This is a genomic window from Streptomyces changchenzhani (assembly GCF_039766235.1).
Lineage (GTDB): Bacteria > Actinomycetota > Actinomycetes > Streptomycetales > Streptomycetaceae > Streptomyces.
Genome location: NZ_JBDHNH010000001.1, coordinates 1 through 16,156 on the forward strand (window position 1 = coordinate 1; position 16,156 = coordinate 16,156).

Here is a 16,156-nt window from a genome sequence, read left to right on the forward strand (position 1 = left end):
CGGTGCTCGACCGGAAGGCGCTTCTTTCGGGAGGCTCGGTTAAGCGCCCCGATCACCTGAGCCAGGGTCAGAGGCACCGTTCCGCCGATGACCGTTCTTCCTCGCGGCAGACGCGCGATCAAGATTTTTTCACCGACGGGGATGTGGAGTGCCACTTCCTGTGAGGCGTCGAAGTCCAGAATGAGCTCCCCGCTCCATGCCGCAGCCCACTCCTCCAGGGTCCTGGACCACTCGGAGAATGCCTCCCTCAAGGTCAGTAACTCCGCCGAGCCGGGCGTCGTCTCCTGCGGGTGAAGGAGGAGGGAAGCCGAAGCCGCCGTTACGTAGCAGCGGTCCGGTTCGAGGATCCCCCACCGGCCGTCGAACTTTTCCACGAGCTGCGAAGGAAGCGGCTGACGACCGTAGCCCAAGGGCGCCCCCAATGTCCCATCACCTTTGAGGATCGGCAACGTCATGCTCACCATGTGCCCACCGATGCTCACCTGCTTGACCAGGCCCAAGTCACCTACAGCCACCGGCAGGCCCCAAGGGATATGCGCGACACACGAGTACCTGCGGCGTTGTGGCATATCCGAAGCATCTCCCCCATATTCCCCGCCCGCACTCCCACCGACGGCCAGCTGGACGCACCGAGGGGTCAGTTGATCGGGGGCTTCAGCGTGCAGCGCGAGGCCGTCGATGCATGACCCCGTATTTGCGTGCGAACCGGTTGGACGCCGTCGTCATCCCCGTGAACCGCTCCAGGTAGAACGTCCGCGCGATCGAGTCCATCTGGTCTCGGTTGACCTGAAGCCGCCAGCGGTTGCATTCCGCGTCCCAATGCGCCTCCAGAACAGCGTCGTCGAGACCCTCTGCAGGCGAGTGACTCAGCCTCGGGGCGAGAGCTACGAAACGGCGGAGCATCGTCATCTCTGAGGGCTGCAGCGCGACTTCCTGATAGCCCTCGCTTGCCTGCTTGGTCAACCACGCCCGAGAGCGGTCCTGATCCGCCGGACGGTACAGGAGCAGGTCGTGGCCGTCGGGTGCGAGGCGCGCTGCCCACACCAGGTGGTTGCCGGTTGCGAGTTCGGCCCGGGTGGCGGTGTCGGCCATCTCGCAGAGTCCCAGCCCTTCGAGGACACGGAAGGTCGCCTCGCTGATGCCGCAGCCTGGGGTGACCCAACCGTGCCCACGGGGATCGAAATCCCAGGCAACGGCTGCGGTCGAGGTAGTCCTGAACTCAATCACCGAGGCGGTGGACAAGGGAGAGAACGTGCTGTTGGACGGCTTGAAGGTCAATGCGACGAAGGCGCGCAGGGGAAGAAATCCCCAAACCGGCAAAGAGATCGATATCCAGACCGCAACGGCCCCTGCGTTCATGTCCGGCACGGACCTCAAGAAGGCCGTCAAGGACGCCGGCGGGTAGCCGCCTCCACCGGTCGCCCTCGGGCTTCGGACGTGGTGGCGGTGGCTTCGTCGTACGCGGCGAGGGTGCGGTAGAGCGTGGAGCGGCCGACGCCGAGGTGCTTCGCGATGGCGGTGACCGACTCCTTCGTGTCGCGGCGTCGGAGGGCGACGGCGAGCATGTCGCCGTTGATCGCGGCGCGGCGGCCCGCCGTGGTTATCGTTCGCCGCGGCGCTGTCCAGGCCGATCAGGGTCCGCTCGTGGATGAACTCCCGCTCAACCTCGGCCATCGCGGCGAAGACGACGAACAGCACCTTGCCGACGCCCTGCGGGTCGTACATGCCAGACAGCGGCCCGGTGAGGATCTCCAGGCGGTGGTCGCGCTCTGCGAGCTCCTGCGCGGAGGTGATCAGCTCGACCATGTTGCGGCCGAGCCGGTCGAGCATGGTGACGGTCAGAGTGTCGGTCGGCCGGAGGTCGGCGAGGGCCGCGTTGCACTCGGGGCGGATCTTCTCCCGGGTGCCGATCTTCTCGACGTAGATGCGTACACACCCGGCGTCTTTCAGGAGGCGGACCTGTCCGGCGACGTCCTGGCCCTTGCTGGAGACTCGCGCGTAGCCGATGCGGTCGCCGGTCCGCGCGAGGGCGGCGCCGACGGTGGGGTCGGGTTCGGGGCCAGGCTGCCACGGCTTGCCGGGGCCGCGGGCGGCGGGGATGCGGACCGCCGGGCCGGACCGCAGTGCGGCGATCTTCGCGTAGCGGCCGGTGTGGTAATCGACAGCGACGACGCCGGAGTTGGCCCGGCAGGCAGAGCCGGGCGGAGCCCCGCAGCGCGGGCAGGGCTCGCGTTCGACGAGCTCGGCTCGCGCGATCTCCTCCAGGTCGCCGTTCACCTGCTCACTTCCTTCCCGGGCCGTGCTCCTGCTGGTGGCCAAGCCGCTGACCTGAGATCCTCACCTGCGCGGACGGCGCAAGTTCTCCTGTGACGACAGAAGTCCGAGTACAGCGCACTCCTGGTGGTGATCGCGCCATCGCTCGGCCAGCGCGCGGTCCACGAACTTTCCAAGGCCGGGGTCCGTCGACGAGGTCAGCTGGATCGCATCCCACCCACCGACCGCCTCGGCGAACTCCTCGGCGATTTCCACGAACGAGGGCCCGCGGAAGTAACTCACAGCGGTGTCGCTGCTGTGCAGCGACCTCCCGGATTGGTCCGAGACGAGGGAATTGGCCGTCTTCCGGGACTCGAAGTAGGTGTTCGTGTCCGGCCTGACCTCGTCCCGCATCACGTTCAGCACCTGATGGCGCTGGCTCGGCGGCTTCATGCACGTCTTGTACGAGAAGTCGATGCGGCTCCCGTCCGTACGGATCACCTCGAAGCCGGGGTACGGGCCGCGCTGCGGCGGGGCGATCGCGAAGGCTTCAACGCCCGGGCCGATCTTGTCGTCCGCTTCGTGGTGCATGTCGAGGAGGTCCACCAGGAGCAGGTGATCTTCTTCCTCGTCCACTGTGCTCCCCACGGTGTACCGGTACAGCACTTCGCGTACCGCTTCAGCCGCATCACCCTTCGTCCGGTACTGGCGCTGCCCAATCCAGAACTCAGCCACGAATCAACCCTTCCGTTCGATCTTCCCGGCCATCAGCCGCCTGCTGCGGCTTGCCTGTGTCGATCCGCGCGCGGATGTCGGCGGCTAAGTCGAGCCTGGGGTCACGGTCTGACACGGGGCGCCTCCTGTGGGACGTTCATCAGTGATCAACCACCAACCTAAACGCACCCATGAAACGGCCGGACACTTCAAGCCGAGCAAACTCCACCTGGGACGGGGCGGCTTGGTGCGCACTGCGTATGAAATCGACCTCGGAAACCGGCCGGTGCAGCCTCCGGCGGTGAGCACATATTCAGGTGGCCCGACTTGCTCCCGGCCTGCCTTGACCATCGCCCGAACCACTTCGCCACCCCGCCGGAGCGAAGGCTCATACCAGCGAGGACCTGGGTACCTGCATGCCGTACAGATCCAGAGCAACGCGACTGACGGCTTCGATCAGGGATCATAGAGAAGAGGCGCGGGGCCCTGGGAGTCGTTCATGGGCCGCCCCAACCGTGCCACTCGGGCTGCCATCACCCAGCGCCGCGCTGATGCGATCGACCTGAAGCTCGCTGGCGTGGACTGGCTGACGATCGGCCGCAAGCTCTCCGCCGACCCTGCCATCAACACTGACGGTGTCGCCTACCCGCAGGGGTACGGCATCGACAAGTACCGGAGCGGGCTGGAACCGCCGACGGCGAAGCGGCTTATCGAACTCGCCTGCAAGGACGTCTCCAAGGCCCTCATCGAGCGCACCACGGCGCTGGACGAGAACACCGATGAGCTACGGCAGTTGATGGTGGAGCGCCTGGAGCGTCTCTTCTTCACCGTCTACCGGTCCGCGATCCGCAACGGGGACTACCAGGCTGTGGACCGCGCGGTGCGGATCATCGAGCGCAGCAGTCGCCTCCTGGGCCTGGACCGCCCCGTCCGCACGGAACTGTCCGGTCCCGAGGGTGGCGCCGTGCAGGTCGAGACCACGGGCCTGGGCGAGCTGGAGCGGCTGATCAGCCTCGCCGGCGGTAATGCGGGCGAGGATGCCCAGAGCTGACGAGGCTGCGGTCCTCCAGCTCTACCGGACGCTTCCCGTACAGCGCCGCCGTGAGATAGCCGCAGCCTCTACCCCCGAACTTCGCGCACGACTCGCGCGCATCGAGCGCGGGCTGGCAATGGACCGCTCTCCCGGCGCGATGGCATCTGTCCTCACCGGGGGGCGGGAGATGCAGGCCCCGCACCTGGCGAAGATCGACGCCGCCTTCGAGCGAGTCGCCGCAGGGAAGCCGACGAAGCTGCTGCTGACCATGCCGCCCCGGCACGGCAAAAGCCGCAGAGCGGCCAGGTGGGCTCCCCTCTGGTATCTCCGGCGTCGCCCAGAGCACCGGGTGATGATCGCCTCCTACTCCTCCGACCTCGCCGACGATCACGGCAGGTGGATCAGGGACGCGATCCTCACCTACGGCCCCCAGATCGGCATCAACCTGCGCCCCGGCTCCTCCGCCGCGAACCGCTTCGACCTGGCCGGAACCGAGGGCGGCGCCGTCATGGCCGGTGTCGGCGGCGGCCTCACCGGCAAAGGCGCGCACCTGGCCGTGGTGGACGACCCGATCAAGGACGCTGCGGAAGCCTCTTCACCCACCATGCGAAGGCGACTCTGGGAGTGGTGGCAAGCCGTACTCCTCACCCGCATCGAGCCCGGCGGCTCCGTGATCCTCATCCAGACCCGCTGGAACGAAGACGACCTCGCCGGCCGAATCCTCGCGGACGAAGGCGACCGGTGGACGGTCATCGACCTCCCCGCCCTCGCCCTGTCCGAGAACGACGCACTCGGCCGCCCAGTCGGCACTGCTCTGTGGCCGGAGCGGTACGACAGCGATGCGCTCGCCGAGATTCGCCGCTCTGTGGGCGAGCGCGTGTGGTGGAGCCTCTACATGCAAAAGCCGCGCCCGCAGGACGGCGGCGTCTGGCAATGGCCGTGGATCACCAGCAACCGCATCAGCGCCGCCCAGTTCCGAGGAGTCGATCTCACGCGGATTGTCGTGGCCGTCGACCCTGCGGGCGGGGAATCAGCAGTCGGTGACGAGACCGGCATCGTGGCCGCCGCCACCGACCGCGACGGGCACCTGTACATCCTCGATGACCGATCCGCGAACCGGGGGGCGGATTCATGGGGCCGGGAGACGTGTCTGCTCGCGGTCGAGCTGCGCGCGGACGCCATCGTGGTGGAGGCGAATTACGGGGGCGATATGAGTCGCCAGGTCCTGCACCAGGCGTGGCAGGAGCTTCAGCGCGAGAAGCGCACCCAGAACATGCTGATGCCCGCGGTGCTGTCCGTCACCGCCAAGCACGGGAAACGCTTGAGGGCAGAGCCGATCGCCCAGCTTTACGAGCAGGGCCGTGTCCACCACGTCGGGGAATGGCCGGCGCTGGAACAGCAGATGGTGACATGGGTTGCTGGCATGGACTCCCCAGACCGTATGGACGCCGCAGTGCATGGACTCACGCAGCTCGCTGATCCCGCGCAGAGCGGAGTGAGTACATCGACGTATCAGGACGGGCGTCTGTCGGGCCGCCGGTGAGCGGTTGTGTCTGTAGGTATGCCGGTAGGCAGACGTGAAGGTCGGTCTGTATGTGGTTTGGTGGGGCTGATCCTGTGTGTGCATCCATGGACGTACGCATGAAAGTCTGTGATTGCGTGAAGTCGCATGTCAGCGGCTTGTAAGGGCCGTATCTGGCTCACCTACGCTGGAGGTGGCGCGGGGCCGACGTTACGGACCTGTCCCCGTGGGCGTGCGCACCTTCCTGACCGATGCCTGGTCGTGGCTGAACTACAAGCCGGTGATGGCCGGAACGCACGATGGCCGTCCTCACCGTGCTCTCACTCCTGAGCTGCAAGCCAGCTGGCTGCCCGACGATGCCGTGCGGCGCTTGGCCGCGTACAAGCTGATCGCTGCCTACGACTCCAACCAGGCTGGCGAACTTGCCTCGTTGACAGGAAATGACGCCGCAGCCGAGCGGCGAGAATTTGGCGATCCGTCGGTGTTCGTGGACACGGCGCTCGCCCACCTGCTGGGGAAGTCGCAGCAGATCACCGTGCCCGGCGCCGAGCACGCAGGTGACGACGATGCGTCCCCAGAGGCTGCGGCTGCGGCCGAGGCGCAGCAGCGACTGCGGGGCTGGGCGGAGGCGGAGCTGCTGCCTTTGCGGATGCAGGCCGCCGAGCGGAAGGCCGTGCTTCTCGGCGACGGACTGTATCTATTGGCCTGGGATCCGGAGAAGGGCCGAGTTCGGCTCAAGACGTACGATCCCGGCTTCTACTTTCCCGTCCTCGATGACGACGCCGACCCAGGTGACTACCCCCAGCGCGTGCATGTGGCGTGGGAGATACCCGAAGATCCCAAGCGCGGTGTGAAAGCCAAGCTCCGCAGGATCACGTACGAGCTCGGCCCCATCGCCCCGGCTACCCGAAGCAGTGCGGACGCTACTGCGCAGTCGGGCAGGCTTCCGTTGGAAGACGATGTTGGCGGTCTCATTCTCGAACTGGGCGACACGTTCGTGCCGGAGTCGGGCCGCATCGAGCGCGCCTACCCGTGGGCGCCAGACCGGCGGTCGAAGGGCACCTGCTACCTCACCGACGCTGAATGGGCTCTCGACGACCTCCGCCACGGGCAGAGTCTCGATGATCTGCCGCTCGACAAGGCCCGCTTCCGCACCCGAACCGACGGCGAAGTCCTGCATCGGCTGGACCTGCGTCTCGACTTCATCCCGCTCGTCCACATCAGCAACACCATCGCCGACGGAGAGCACTTCGGGCAGTCCAGCCTCGCGAAGGTGATGCAGGCCTTGGACGAGTTGGCCGAGACTGACACTGACTCCGCCCGCGCCTCCGCGACCACCGGCGCACCCATCATTGGACTCGCCGGAGCCCGCGCCGAGGTTGACCGTGCCACCGGCCGCCCGAAGCCCCTCAGCGTCGAGCCAGGCACAGTGTTCCAACTCGCCGACGGTGGACGTATGGACGTCTTGGACACGTCCGGTCAGCTAGCCGAACTCCGGGCCCGTGTAGAGGAGATCCGCAACCGCGCCGCCGTGAACGCCAGGCTGCCGGCGGTCAGCCTGGGCACCGTCGATCCGTCCGATGTGCCCAGTGGGTATGCACTCCAACTGTCGCTGGGGCCGTTGGACTCCCTCGTTGACTCAATGCGGCTCGTCCGAGCCCACAAGTACGCGCTTCTGCTCAAGATGGTCCAGCGCATCCACCAAGCAGGACGGGCCGAGGGCTGGCCTCAAGGCGCTAGCCTTCCGGCTCGGATCGTATTCGGCCCCCACACTCCCACGGACCGCACCGTGATCCTGGACGAAGTCGTGAAGGGCGTAGGTGCTTCTGTGCTGTCGCTGGAGACCGGTATCCGAATGCTTCAGGACGCCGGGTATCCGATCGACGACGCGCGTGCAGAGGCCCAGCGCATCCTCGTTCGCCCGGAAGGGCATCGGACACCGCGCTGGGCGACGTCGGAAGCACAAGAGTCCGAGGAGGAGGAGCAGGCTGCCTGATCGGTGTAACTCGCTAATGTCCAGAGATGGCGTAGTGCTTCTCTGCCTTCACTGACACGATCTTCAGGGTGAAGTCCTTGCCTGTCGGGCTGTCGATGTACGTCTCTGACTCCGCACCTGCCTGCCCAGGCTCGTCGTCGTAGAGGTCCGGGTCCCACTCCTTCTCCGAGATCTCGTACTGGCCTAGGCCCTTTGCGTCCGGCTCAACTTGCCGGATCTTCACAGTAGTGTTGTACGGCTCCACCCCCTTGCCTGCCCGCAGAACCTTGAAGGTCACTGTGTAGTCCTGGGCCTCATCGGAGTCGTTGTACGCGGTGAGCGCGATGTGCGGAGTGAAGGTGCTGTCACCGTAGTTGGGGATGTTTGATGACGCGCTATCGACTGACAGATAGGAGACCTCCACACGGCTTCCCTGCAGGGGGACGGTAGTGGACTCGGCGTAGGTGAGTGACCGATCCGACTCATCTGCCGACGCGCCTGCCGAGATCATCCACCAGGTTCCGGCGGGCAGCGCGACAGCGCAGACTGCCCCCACTCCTATGCCCAGTTTGCCCCTACTGCGAGATTGATCCATGCTCACGATTCCCCCGCTCTCCATAGGACATCATATCGGCTACGACCGCCTAAACGATCTTGCCGTTTGCGCTCGATCCTGGCTCATGCGGCCACCAGCGCAGGCATGATCTTCACCTCCGTAGACTCGATCATGGCGCGGGGCCGTCGTGGGAGCAGCACTCTTTGATGACCCGCAGCCTGCCCGATCCGTCCACCGCACTCGGCTACCGCCAGGACGGCCGCCCTATCTTCCCAATCCTCGGCGCCTCTTCCGACGACCCGTCGAACGAGGAAGCCAGCGTCACTATCAGCCAGAAGCAGCTGAACACGCTCCTCGCTCGGGAGAAAGACCAGGGCGGCCGAGCCGCCGTGCGTGGCTTGGTCGACAAGCTCGGATTCTCTAGTACCTCGGATCTGACGGACTTCATCTCCGGGCAGCGACAGGCCGAGCAGGAGCAACTCACTGAGGCACAGCGACGCGAGCAGGATCTCGACTTGCGGGAGAAGGCCGCTATTGCGCGCGAGGCCGGAGCCCTGACCCGGGAGCGGGATGCCACTCGTCGCGCTGCGCTCGCCGGCATCGGGGCGACCGGTCATGAACTCGATGACGCCGCCGCGCTGCTGCGCGTCGCTGACGATGCCGATCCGGCCACTGTCAGCGAGGCCGTACAGGAGTTGAAGACCCGCCGCCCTGAACTCTTTACCACCGCACCGCCCAGCAGCGGCCAGGTTCCCGCTGCCCCCGGTGGTGCTCCTGCCTCCGTACCGCCACCGCGCCCCGGTGGAGTCGACCGTAAGCCGGGAGCGGCCGGGATCGAGATGGCTCGCCGTCGGGGCCTACTCCCTCACGCCGGCTAACTCTCTGCCCTTCAAAGGGATTTGGGGACCACGCCCCTGCTTCTTCTCGTGGACCGCGCCACAACCGGTGAGTGCGCGACCATACGCAGCACCACCAGGAGACGCGGCGTGATCCAGCCGTACACCACCTCTGTGACGGTGACCGCTGACCGGGACTGGCTCGCCTCCCGGCACGGCACCGATTCCACGGAAACCATCACCCTCGACCTCACCAAGCTCGCCAAGGGCACCCACTACGCGGAGCCCACTGCGGGCCAGCCGTACGGCTATGTGCGCTCCGGCGTGCCGGTCGGCCGCATCACCGCGTCCGGCCTCTACGGTCCGTACGACCCGGCAGCGGAGGACGGCCGGGAGGTCCTCGCCGGCCTCGTCTACGCCGAGGCGGCGTTCACGCCCGGCGCCACCAACGTCCCCGCGGCGCTGTTCTGGCACGGCACGGTGAAGACCGCGAAGATCCCCGGAGGCATCGACCCCGCCAAGATCGCCTACAACCCGGCGGGCGCACAGATCCGCTTCCTCGTGGCGGTGAGCACGTGAGCGTCGCCGACCTCCTCAAGAACGTCTCGGTCGCAGACCTGACGGTCTACGCCCGCTCCATCCCCACCCCCACAGACTTCCTCCTCACCCAGAGCGTCTTTGCCGAGACCAAGGTGAAGGACGTGAAGTGGCGAGTGCGGCAGTCCAAGCGGCGCGTCAACACCGCCTCCTACCGGGCGTACGACGCGTCCGTGCCGTTCGCGAAGCGGCAGGCCGAAACCACACAGACCGAGGGCACCCTTCCGGCGCTCGGCCAGAAACTCGTCGTCGGCGAGATGGAGCAGTTGCTCCTCGACGCCTCCCGCGGTGCAGAGGATGACCGCCTGGTGGAGCTGCTCTACGACGATGTCGAACGGCACGTCGAGGCAATCCGCTCCCGTCTGGAACTTGCTGCCGGTGATGTCTTGCTGGACGGCAAGTTCAGCCTGGCCGGCGAAAATGGTCTGACCGTCGAGGTCGACTACGGTGTCCCGGCGGCGAACATGCCAACTGCACCGAAGCCGTGGAGCTCCCCGGACGCGGATCCGATCGCGGACGAACTGCGGTGGATGGACTACCTCGACTCCATCGGGGCCCCCACCCCCGAGATGGTGCTCACCTCCCGCAAGGCGTGGTCTCACCTCGCGTCCAACGGGGCGTACCGGGCGGCCTACTACGGCACCCCGGCAGGTGGCCAGACCCCGACCTCGGCCCTCAACCCGGAGCAGATCAACTCTGTCCGCGGCACGTACGGTCTGCCGCCGGTGACCTTCTACAAGGCGCAGGTGTGGCAGGACGACGTCTCGAAGCGGGTCCTGCCGGAGGACCGTTGGATCATGCTGCCCCCGGATCGGGCGAAGTGGGGTCAGACCCAGTACGGCACCACCACCGAGTCCCTGGCCCTGTCGCGGGGCACGAACCCGCAGATCGAGCGGGAGGACGCCCCCGGCATCGTCATCACCCGCGACGTCGAGGACGACCCGGTGCAGATCTGGACCAAGGGCGCCGCCATGGCGATGCCCGTCCTGTACTCGCCGGACTGCCACATCGCAGCGACCGTCCTGTGATCGCAGCCGTCCATTCCCCCGGCGTTCTCGCGGTCACCGTTCATGTACTCGATCCCGTCGAACGGTTGCCTCTCGTGCTGCCCGCCGGCACTGAGGTAGGCGATCCGGCGATCGCCGAGCAGATCACCAACCCCAAGTGCTGGCAGGACGGGCAAGCCCCGGAACTAGGCCATAAGACGGCCCGCAAGCCCAAGCCCGCACAGGACTAAGCCCATACCGGTGGGGAGTAGCACGTGCTGCTCCCCACCGCCCACTCCCCAGGAACCACCGTGAACAGCGATGTACTGCGCTGGCTCCAATCCCAACTCGGCCCCGAAACCGACCCCGGTGACCTAGCCCAGCGGTACGAGCTCCTGCACTCAGCCCGCACGGTCGCCCTCGAAGTCCTCCACGAGCGGATCGCCGCGCTCGTAGCCGAGCCACTAAAGGTCACCGTCAACGGCGTCGCGACCATCGACAACTCAGCCAACGTCGCCGCTCTCGAGCGGCGTCTCACGGCACTCACTGATGAGCCCACACCTGACGAACCGTCCGTCACCGGCCCTCAGCTGCTCTCCACTGTGCAGCTGAGGGCCCGACCCCGCCGATAGACGTGCCGAGCCACGACAAAGGTCGCGCAGCCTACCGTTCATGACCTGGCGCTCACGAACATCACCAGCAAGGAGGTATACGGCAGGCGATCGGAGTTGATAGCGAGAAGGCGGTCACCCTTCGGCGAGCCTGATGCGAGCGAGGATACCGGCGATCTCCCGGCTGTCCTCGTGATCCGGCCCGTAAACCACTCCCAAGTCCTCGTACAGGGGCTGTAGCACCTCGACCGCCTCCGGCACCTGACTCTCCGAAAGAAGCAGCATGCCGATGCTGCGCCGCAGGTCCAGCGCATCGGGGGATGCATCACCACCGACGCTTCTGACCTGTTCCAGTACTGCCCGGAACTGCTGCAAGGCTGCCGTGGACTGGCCAAGTTCCGCCCGGCAGTAGGCCGCCTGGCGACGGCACTCAAGGGCATCCAAGCTGTCGGGTCCTGCTGTGCGTGCGTACGCTGCGCCGAGCGCGTCGAACTCCGTCAGGGCCCGGCGGAAGTCACCGCCGACGACGAGGATCGCGGCACGGCGGGAACGGAGCCGTAGGATCAGAGGGCTCTCGGCGCCTAGCGCGGCAGCCGCCGGACCGGTGACCTCCTGGAGCACGTCGGCCGCCTGGGCATACCGCTCCTCCTCAAGGAGAGCGTCGCACTGGGCGATCGCCACCTTGATTGCCTCGCGGACCTGCGCCACGGCGGGCGTCGGCTGAGCGGACAGGTCCAGTACGGTCGGTGTCGCCACCGAGGGCTGGGGCTGAGGACGGGGCGCGTACGGCCTGCGGTACAGGAGCGTGGGGTCGGGGGCGCCGACTGGGCCGTGTTCCTCAACCATGTGCTGCTGCCCGGGCAGCGGTACGAACGGCAGCAACGCATCGTAGACCTCTTGGGCGTGGGCTGGTCGGTCCTCGGGCTTCTTCTCCAGCAGGCGCAGGGTCAGTTGCTCCAGAGGTCCGGGCACGTCCGGGCGCAGTTGCCTCAGCGGGACGGGTATGCCGTAGACCTGCTTGTGCATCAGCTCAAAGTCGCTGCCGCCGTCGAAGGCCGGCAGTCCGCACAGAAGCTCGTGGAGGATGCACCCGAGCGCGTACAGGTCGCTCTGGGGCGTGACTTGGGCGGCCTGCACCTGCTCAGGAGCCATGTACTGGCTCGTGCCGATGGGTGTACCTGTGGCGGTGATACGGGTGACGCCCCTGCGAAGGATGGCGGCGATGCCGAAGTCGATGACCTTCACGGTGCCGTCCTCTGCCACCATGACGTTGCCCGGCTTCAGGTCCCGGTGGACAACAGGGAGGGCATGCGCGTGCGAGAGCACCGTGCAGATCTGGGCGGCGATGGCAGCAGCCCACGTGACCGGGAGCGGTTTTGCGGGCTGAATGTAGGCACCGAGTGAGATGCCCTGCACCCACTCCATCACCAGGTACAGCTCTTCGGAGGCCCGGTCGAGTACAGCATCGTAGACCTGCGGGACGCCTGGATGCTTGATGCGTGCGGTGACCCGTGCCTCGCGCCGAAACCGCTTGGCGAGTTCGTCGGCGGTTTCCGCGGATGTGATCGCGTCGGGGCGGATGCGTTTCACGACAACCTCGCGGTCGAGCACGCTGTCGTAGCCCTGCCAGATTTGGCCCATGCCGCCGCCGGGCAACTCATGGGTGAGCTCGTACCGTCCAGAGATCATTCGAGGTTGCACACGTCCCCCGTACTGTTCACTTCTCGCTCATCGAGCGCGCCATCATGTGTGACCAGTGTGTCGACAGTGGTGATCGGTCGTCCAGGCCATCGCCGGACCTGGCCGGGATCCTTCGATCCAAGGCCAAGCCCGGCGCACCGCGTGTATCCACGGTCAGTACACGGCGTCGAGACCCTCGTCGCGCCGGATCATCCGCCATGCTGCGCTGCGGGCACTGCGGTTGAGGGAGCTGCGGAAGTCCGGCTGCGGGCCGAAGTACTGCCGCCCGACGTCCGCGGTGAGAGTGACGTGGTCCATCATCTTCTCCTCAAAGACGGGCTCGAAGACATGCCCGAAGGCTTCCTCCGAGTCGTTGGCCACAGCAGCCTGGCGCACCCGCTGATCAGCAACGGTCTCCTCGAATGCCGGGAGCACGTCCTGCTCAGTAAGCCCGGTGCCGAACTTGTCGTTGAACCGCTCGATCAGCGCCGAGAGAAAGGACTGCTCCTGCTCCTTCGCGCCGCCGGAACCATCGCCGATGCCCTTCATCAGGGCCGGGCCCTCGGAGGCCAGGCTCACGTCGTACTCGCCGGCCTCTTCCACCTTTAGGTGGGTGAGGTCGACCTGGCCTATGTCCACTCCGCCGTCCTGGAGCCGCGGCAGCCGGTTGAGGAGGTGGTGGCCGAAGAGGTAGAGCCGTTCGAGGTCGGCATCGCTATACGGCACGATCTGCGCGAGGAACCCGTACATGCGGATATAGCCATTAAGGTTCGCCCGGAAGTCCTCCGCCACTTCTTGGCCGTCCTCGTCCTCGCCATCCAGGAACACAGCGAAACGGTCCCGGGCCGGATCAGTGAGCCGGTAGAGCTCGGCGTGCAGCTTCTCCCACTTGACCGCATTGCCGGCCGCCTGTTCCTGGGCGGCCAGGAATGCCTCGGCGAACGCCTGCATCTCCGCGTCGACGAGGATCGGCGCCGCCATGACCTTGCCCTGCGCGGTGTACAGCAGGTTAGGGTCGCTAGGAAGCGTCATCGCTTCTTCGAAGTACGGGCGAAACGAGTCCTGGATGTCCTCGGCGTCGTTGACAAAGTCAAGAACCGCCAGGTCGCCCTGGGACTTGCGGTCGGCCGTCCGGTTCAGCCGCGAGAGGGTCTGCACCGCAGAGACGCCGCCCAGCGTCTTGTTGACGTACATCGTCGTCAACAGCGGCTGGTCGAACCCAGTCTGGTACTTCTCCGCCACCACAAGAATCCGGTACTCGGGCTTGCCTGTACCGCCGCTCTTAATGGACTTGTCAGTGGCCCGGGTGTACGCGAACGCCTTCGGCAGCGCGCTCTCCGCGAGTCCACCATTCTCCTTCGGCTCGGTCGTCTCCTCACCGTCGTAGGTGAGGGTCCCGGAGAACGCCACCAGCACCCCGATGCCGTGATAGCCCCGGTCGCCGATGTACTGCATGATCGAGCGCGCCATCTGCACCGCGCTGTGTCGGGAGGCGGTGACCACCATGGCCTTCGCCCGCCCACCGAGCCGACCCGAGGTGTGGGCCTTAAAGTGCTCGACGATCACCTGCGCGTGCTGGGCGGCGGTCGACTCGTGGGTGAGGGCATAACGGGCGAGCAGTGCGTTCGCCTTCGACGGGTCAACCTCGTGGTCGTCCGGGTCCTTGTTGACCAGCTTCCAGTACGTGTTGTAGGTGACGTAGTTCTTCAGCGGGTCGAGGATGAAGCCCTCCTCGATCGCCTGCCGCATGGAATAGGTGTGGAACGGCCGGTAGGTGGCCTTGCCGTCGACCTGGGCGAGCGTGCCGAACAGCTCCAGCGTCTTCGACTTGGGCGTCGCGGTGAACGCGAAGTAGGAGAGGTTCGCGCTCTGGCCCCGGTCCCCGGCGTTCTTCTTCAGCCGGGCGTCGGTACCGGCCACAGCCTCCGTCTCCCCCGCGGCCTCCGCCACGACCTCGGTGGCGCCCTCGTCCTCGGAGTCCGAGTCCAGGCCGAGGTCGCGCAGCGTCTTGCGCACGGCGGTGGCCGCATCGCCGGACTGCGAAGAGTGCGCCTCGTCGATGACGATCGCGAACCGGCTGCCCTTGATCTCAGTCGGCGTGCGCTGCAGATAGTCGACGAGCGCGGGGAATGTCTGCAGCGTCACGATGACGATCTTCCCGGTCTCCCGGGACAGCGCCCGGGCGAGCTGCTCGGACTTCGACCCGCCCTCCCGGCCCACCTTCACGACCAGCCCGGCGGTCTGCTCGAAGCTGCCCACCGTGTCCTGGAGCTGACGGTCCAGAACGGTGCGGTCGGTGATGATGACGACCTTGTCAAAGACGGGCTTACCCGGCTGCAGGCCCCTCTCCACCGCGTCCGGGTCAAGAGCGGCCGACTCTGTAAGGGTGTGCAGGGACGATAGTCTGTGGGCGAGCCAGGCAATGGTGTTCGACTTGCCCGAGCCGGCCGAGGCCATGACCAGGTAGTTGTGACCGGCCCCATGGCGGGCAGCGTGCGTGGTGAGCTCACGCACGGCGTGCCACTGGTGGAAGCGAGGGAAGATCAGCGACTTCTTCGCCTTCCCCTCGACTTTCTTCTCCGTGTGGAGATGGACGTAACGCTCCAGCAGGTCCAGCCAGTTGTCTCGCTGCCAGACCTGCTCCCAGAGGTACGAGGTCGCATACGTGCCGGGAGTGGACGCGGACGGATTCCCGGAGCCGCCGGGCCTTCCGGGACCTTCGGAGCCGGTATTGAATGGTAGGAACCTGGTCTTCTCACCACGCAGCTGGGTCGCTACGAAGACCAAGTCCGGGTCAACCGCGAAGTTGGCAACCACACGCCGAGTGAAGATCAGCTCGCTCGGGTCACGGGAGGTGCGGTACTGCGTCTTGGCCTGCTCCACACTCTGCCCGGTGAGCGGGTTCTTCAATTCGGCGGTGGCGACAGGGATTCCGTTGAGGAAGAGGGTGAGGTCAAGCCGATTACCACAGTCGGCTTGCTTGGTGGCGTACTCCAACTCCCGGACGACAGTGAGGCGGTTGCAACGGTAGTTGGCGAGGATCGCCTCGGACTCGACGAGCGACGGCTTGAAGTACGCCAGCCGGATACGAACACCGTGGTCCTTGACGCCCTTGCGCAGGACTTCGAGGATTCCGCCGTCGGCGTTGGCGATCGCCTGGTCGAGCCGCTTGGCAAAACCACGTTGGGCGGCGCTCGGGTCACCGCCGTAGAAGCCGAGCAGTTCGCTCCATTCGGCGGGCTGGGTGGCGCCGATGAAGCTGAACAGCTGGTTGGTGTCTAAGCCAAGCGCGGGCCGGTAGTCGGCAGGGGCGGCTTCGGCCCAGCCGTGCTTGCGCATCGCGGCAACTATGGCGTCACCGAAGGCGGACTCGTGGTGGATGGGGCTCATGAG

Annotated in this window: 14 protein-coding genes; 8 read left to right on the top strand and 6 right to left on the bottom strand. The window is 66.4% G+C overall.

Annotated elements, in window-relative coordinates; translation table 11 throughout:
* The 3 genes from ABCR94_RS00005 to ABCR94_RS00025 form a co-directional block, all read right to left on the bottom strand.
* Nucleotides 1-455: hypothetical protein (locus ABCR94_RS00005; protein WP_347116851.1), on the bottom strand; the 455-nt coding region annotated here is incomplete at its 3' end.
* 199 nt (nt 456-654) lie between these two features.
* Complete coding sequence (locus tag ABCR94_RS38990; protein ID WP_521975845.1) at nt 655-2,277, bottom strand: DUF6417 family protein; 1,623 nt, start codon at nt 2,275-2,277, stop codon at nt 655-657.
* A gap of 60 nt (nt 2,278-2,337) precedes the next feature.
* Complete coding sequence (locus ABCR94_RS00025; RefSeq protein ID WP_347116852.1) at nt 2,338-2,988, bottom strand: DCL family protein; 651 nt, start codon at nt 2,986-2,988, stop codon at nt 2,338-2,340.
* Between the two features lie 478 nt (nt 2,989-3,466).
* On the opposite strand from ABCR94_RS00025, the gene ABCR94_RS00030 reads away from it, so the two are divergent.
* From ABCR94_RS00030 to ABCR94_RS00040, 3 genes are all read left to right on the top strand, one after another.
* Nucleotides 3,467-4,018 carry a hypothetical protein gene (locus ABCR94_RS00030; RefSeq protein ID WP_347116853.1) on the top strand — a complete coding sequence of 184 codons (552 nt, stop codon included), beginning with the start codon at nt 3,467-3,469 and terminating at the stop codon, nt 4,016-4,018.
* Nucleotides 4,005-5,543 carry a terminase large subunit domain-containing protein gene (locus ABCR94_RS00035; RefSeq protein ID WP_347116854.1) on the top strand — a complete coding sequence of 513 codons (1,539 nt, stop codon included), beginning with the start codon at nt 4,005-4,007 and terminating at the stop codon, nt 5,541-5,543. Before ABCR94_RS00030 ends, ABCR94_RS00035 begins: the two co-directional genes overlap by 14 nt.
* 205 nt (nt 5,544-5,748) lie before the next feature.
* Nucleotides 5,749-7,518, top strand: coding sequence for a hypothetical protein (locus tag ABCR94_RS00040; protein ID WP_347116855.1), 1,770 nt, complete (start codon nt 5,749-5,751; stop codon nt 7,516-7,518).
* A gap of 13 nt (nt 7,519-7,531) precedes the next feature.
* Here the strand turns inward: ABCR94_RS00040 and ABCR94_RS00045 are convergent, their stop codons facing one another.
* Complete coding sequence (locus tag ABCR94_RS00045; RefSeq protein WP_347116856.1) at nt 7,532-8,098, bottom strand: hypothetical protein; 567 nt, start codon at nt 8,096-8,098, stop codon at nt 7,532-7,534.
* A 161-nt stretch (nt 8,099-8,259) separates the two neighbouring features.
* On the opposite strand from ABCR94_RS00045, the gene ABCR94_RS00050 reads away from it, so the two are divergent.
* The 5 genes from ABCR94_RS00050 (at nt 8,260) to ABCR94_RS00070 (ending at nt 11,104) form a co-directional block, all read left to right on the top strand.
* Nucleotides 8,260-8,931, top strand: coding sequence for a hypothetical protein (locus ABCR94_RS00050; protein WP_347116857.1), 672 nt, complete (start codon nt 8,260-8,262; stop codon nt 8,929-8,931).
* 108 nt (nt 8,932-9,039) lie between these two features.
* Nucleotides 9,040-9,468, top strand: coding sequence for a head decoration protein (locus tag ABCR94_RS00055; protein WP_347116858.1), 429 nt, complete (start codon nt 9,040-9,042; stop codon nt 9,466-9,468).
* A complete protein-coding gene (locus ABCR94_RS00060) occupies nt 9,465-10,514 on the top strand; it encodes a major capsid protein (protein ID WP_347116859.1) in 1,050 nt (349 codons plus the stop codon). Before ABCR94_RS00055 ends, ABCR94_RS00060 begins: the two co-directional genes overlap by 4 nt.
* A complete protein-coding gene (locus tag ABCR94_RS00065; RefSeq protein ID WP_347116860.1) occupies nt 10,511-10,723 on the top strand; it encodes a hypothetical protein in 213 nt (70 codons plus the stop codon). The genes ABCR94_RS00060 and ABCR94_RS00065 overlap by 4 nt, the downstream gene beginning before the upstream one ends.
* A 60-nt stretch (nt 10,724-10,783) precedes the next feature.
* A complete protein-coding gene (locus ABCR94_RS00070; protein WP_347116861.1) occupies nt 10,784-11,104 on the top strand; it encodes a hypothetical protein in 321 nt (106 codons plus the stop codon).
* A gap of 114 nt (nt 11,105-11,218) precedes the next feature.
* Here the strand turns inward: ABCR94_RS00070 and ABCR94_RS00075 are convergent, their stop codons facing one another.
* Nucleotides 11,219-12,772 (bottom strand): serine/threonine-protein kinase, encoded by a 1,554-nt coding sequence (locus tag ABCR94_RS00075; RefSeq protein ID WP_347116862.1) that lies wholly within the window; start codon nt 12,770-12,772, stop codon nt 11,219-11,221.
* A 165-nt stretch (nt 12,773-12,937) separates the two neighbouring features.
* Entirely contained in the window at nt 12,938-16,153 is a 3,216-nt protein-coding gene (locus tag ABCR94_RS00080) for a type I restriction endonuclease subunit R (protein WP_347116863.1), read from the bottom strand.
* Nucleotides 16,154-16,156 lie beyond the last annotated feature (3 nt).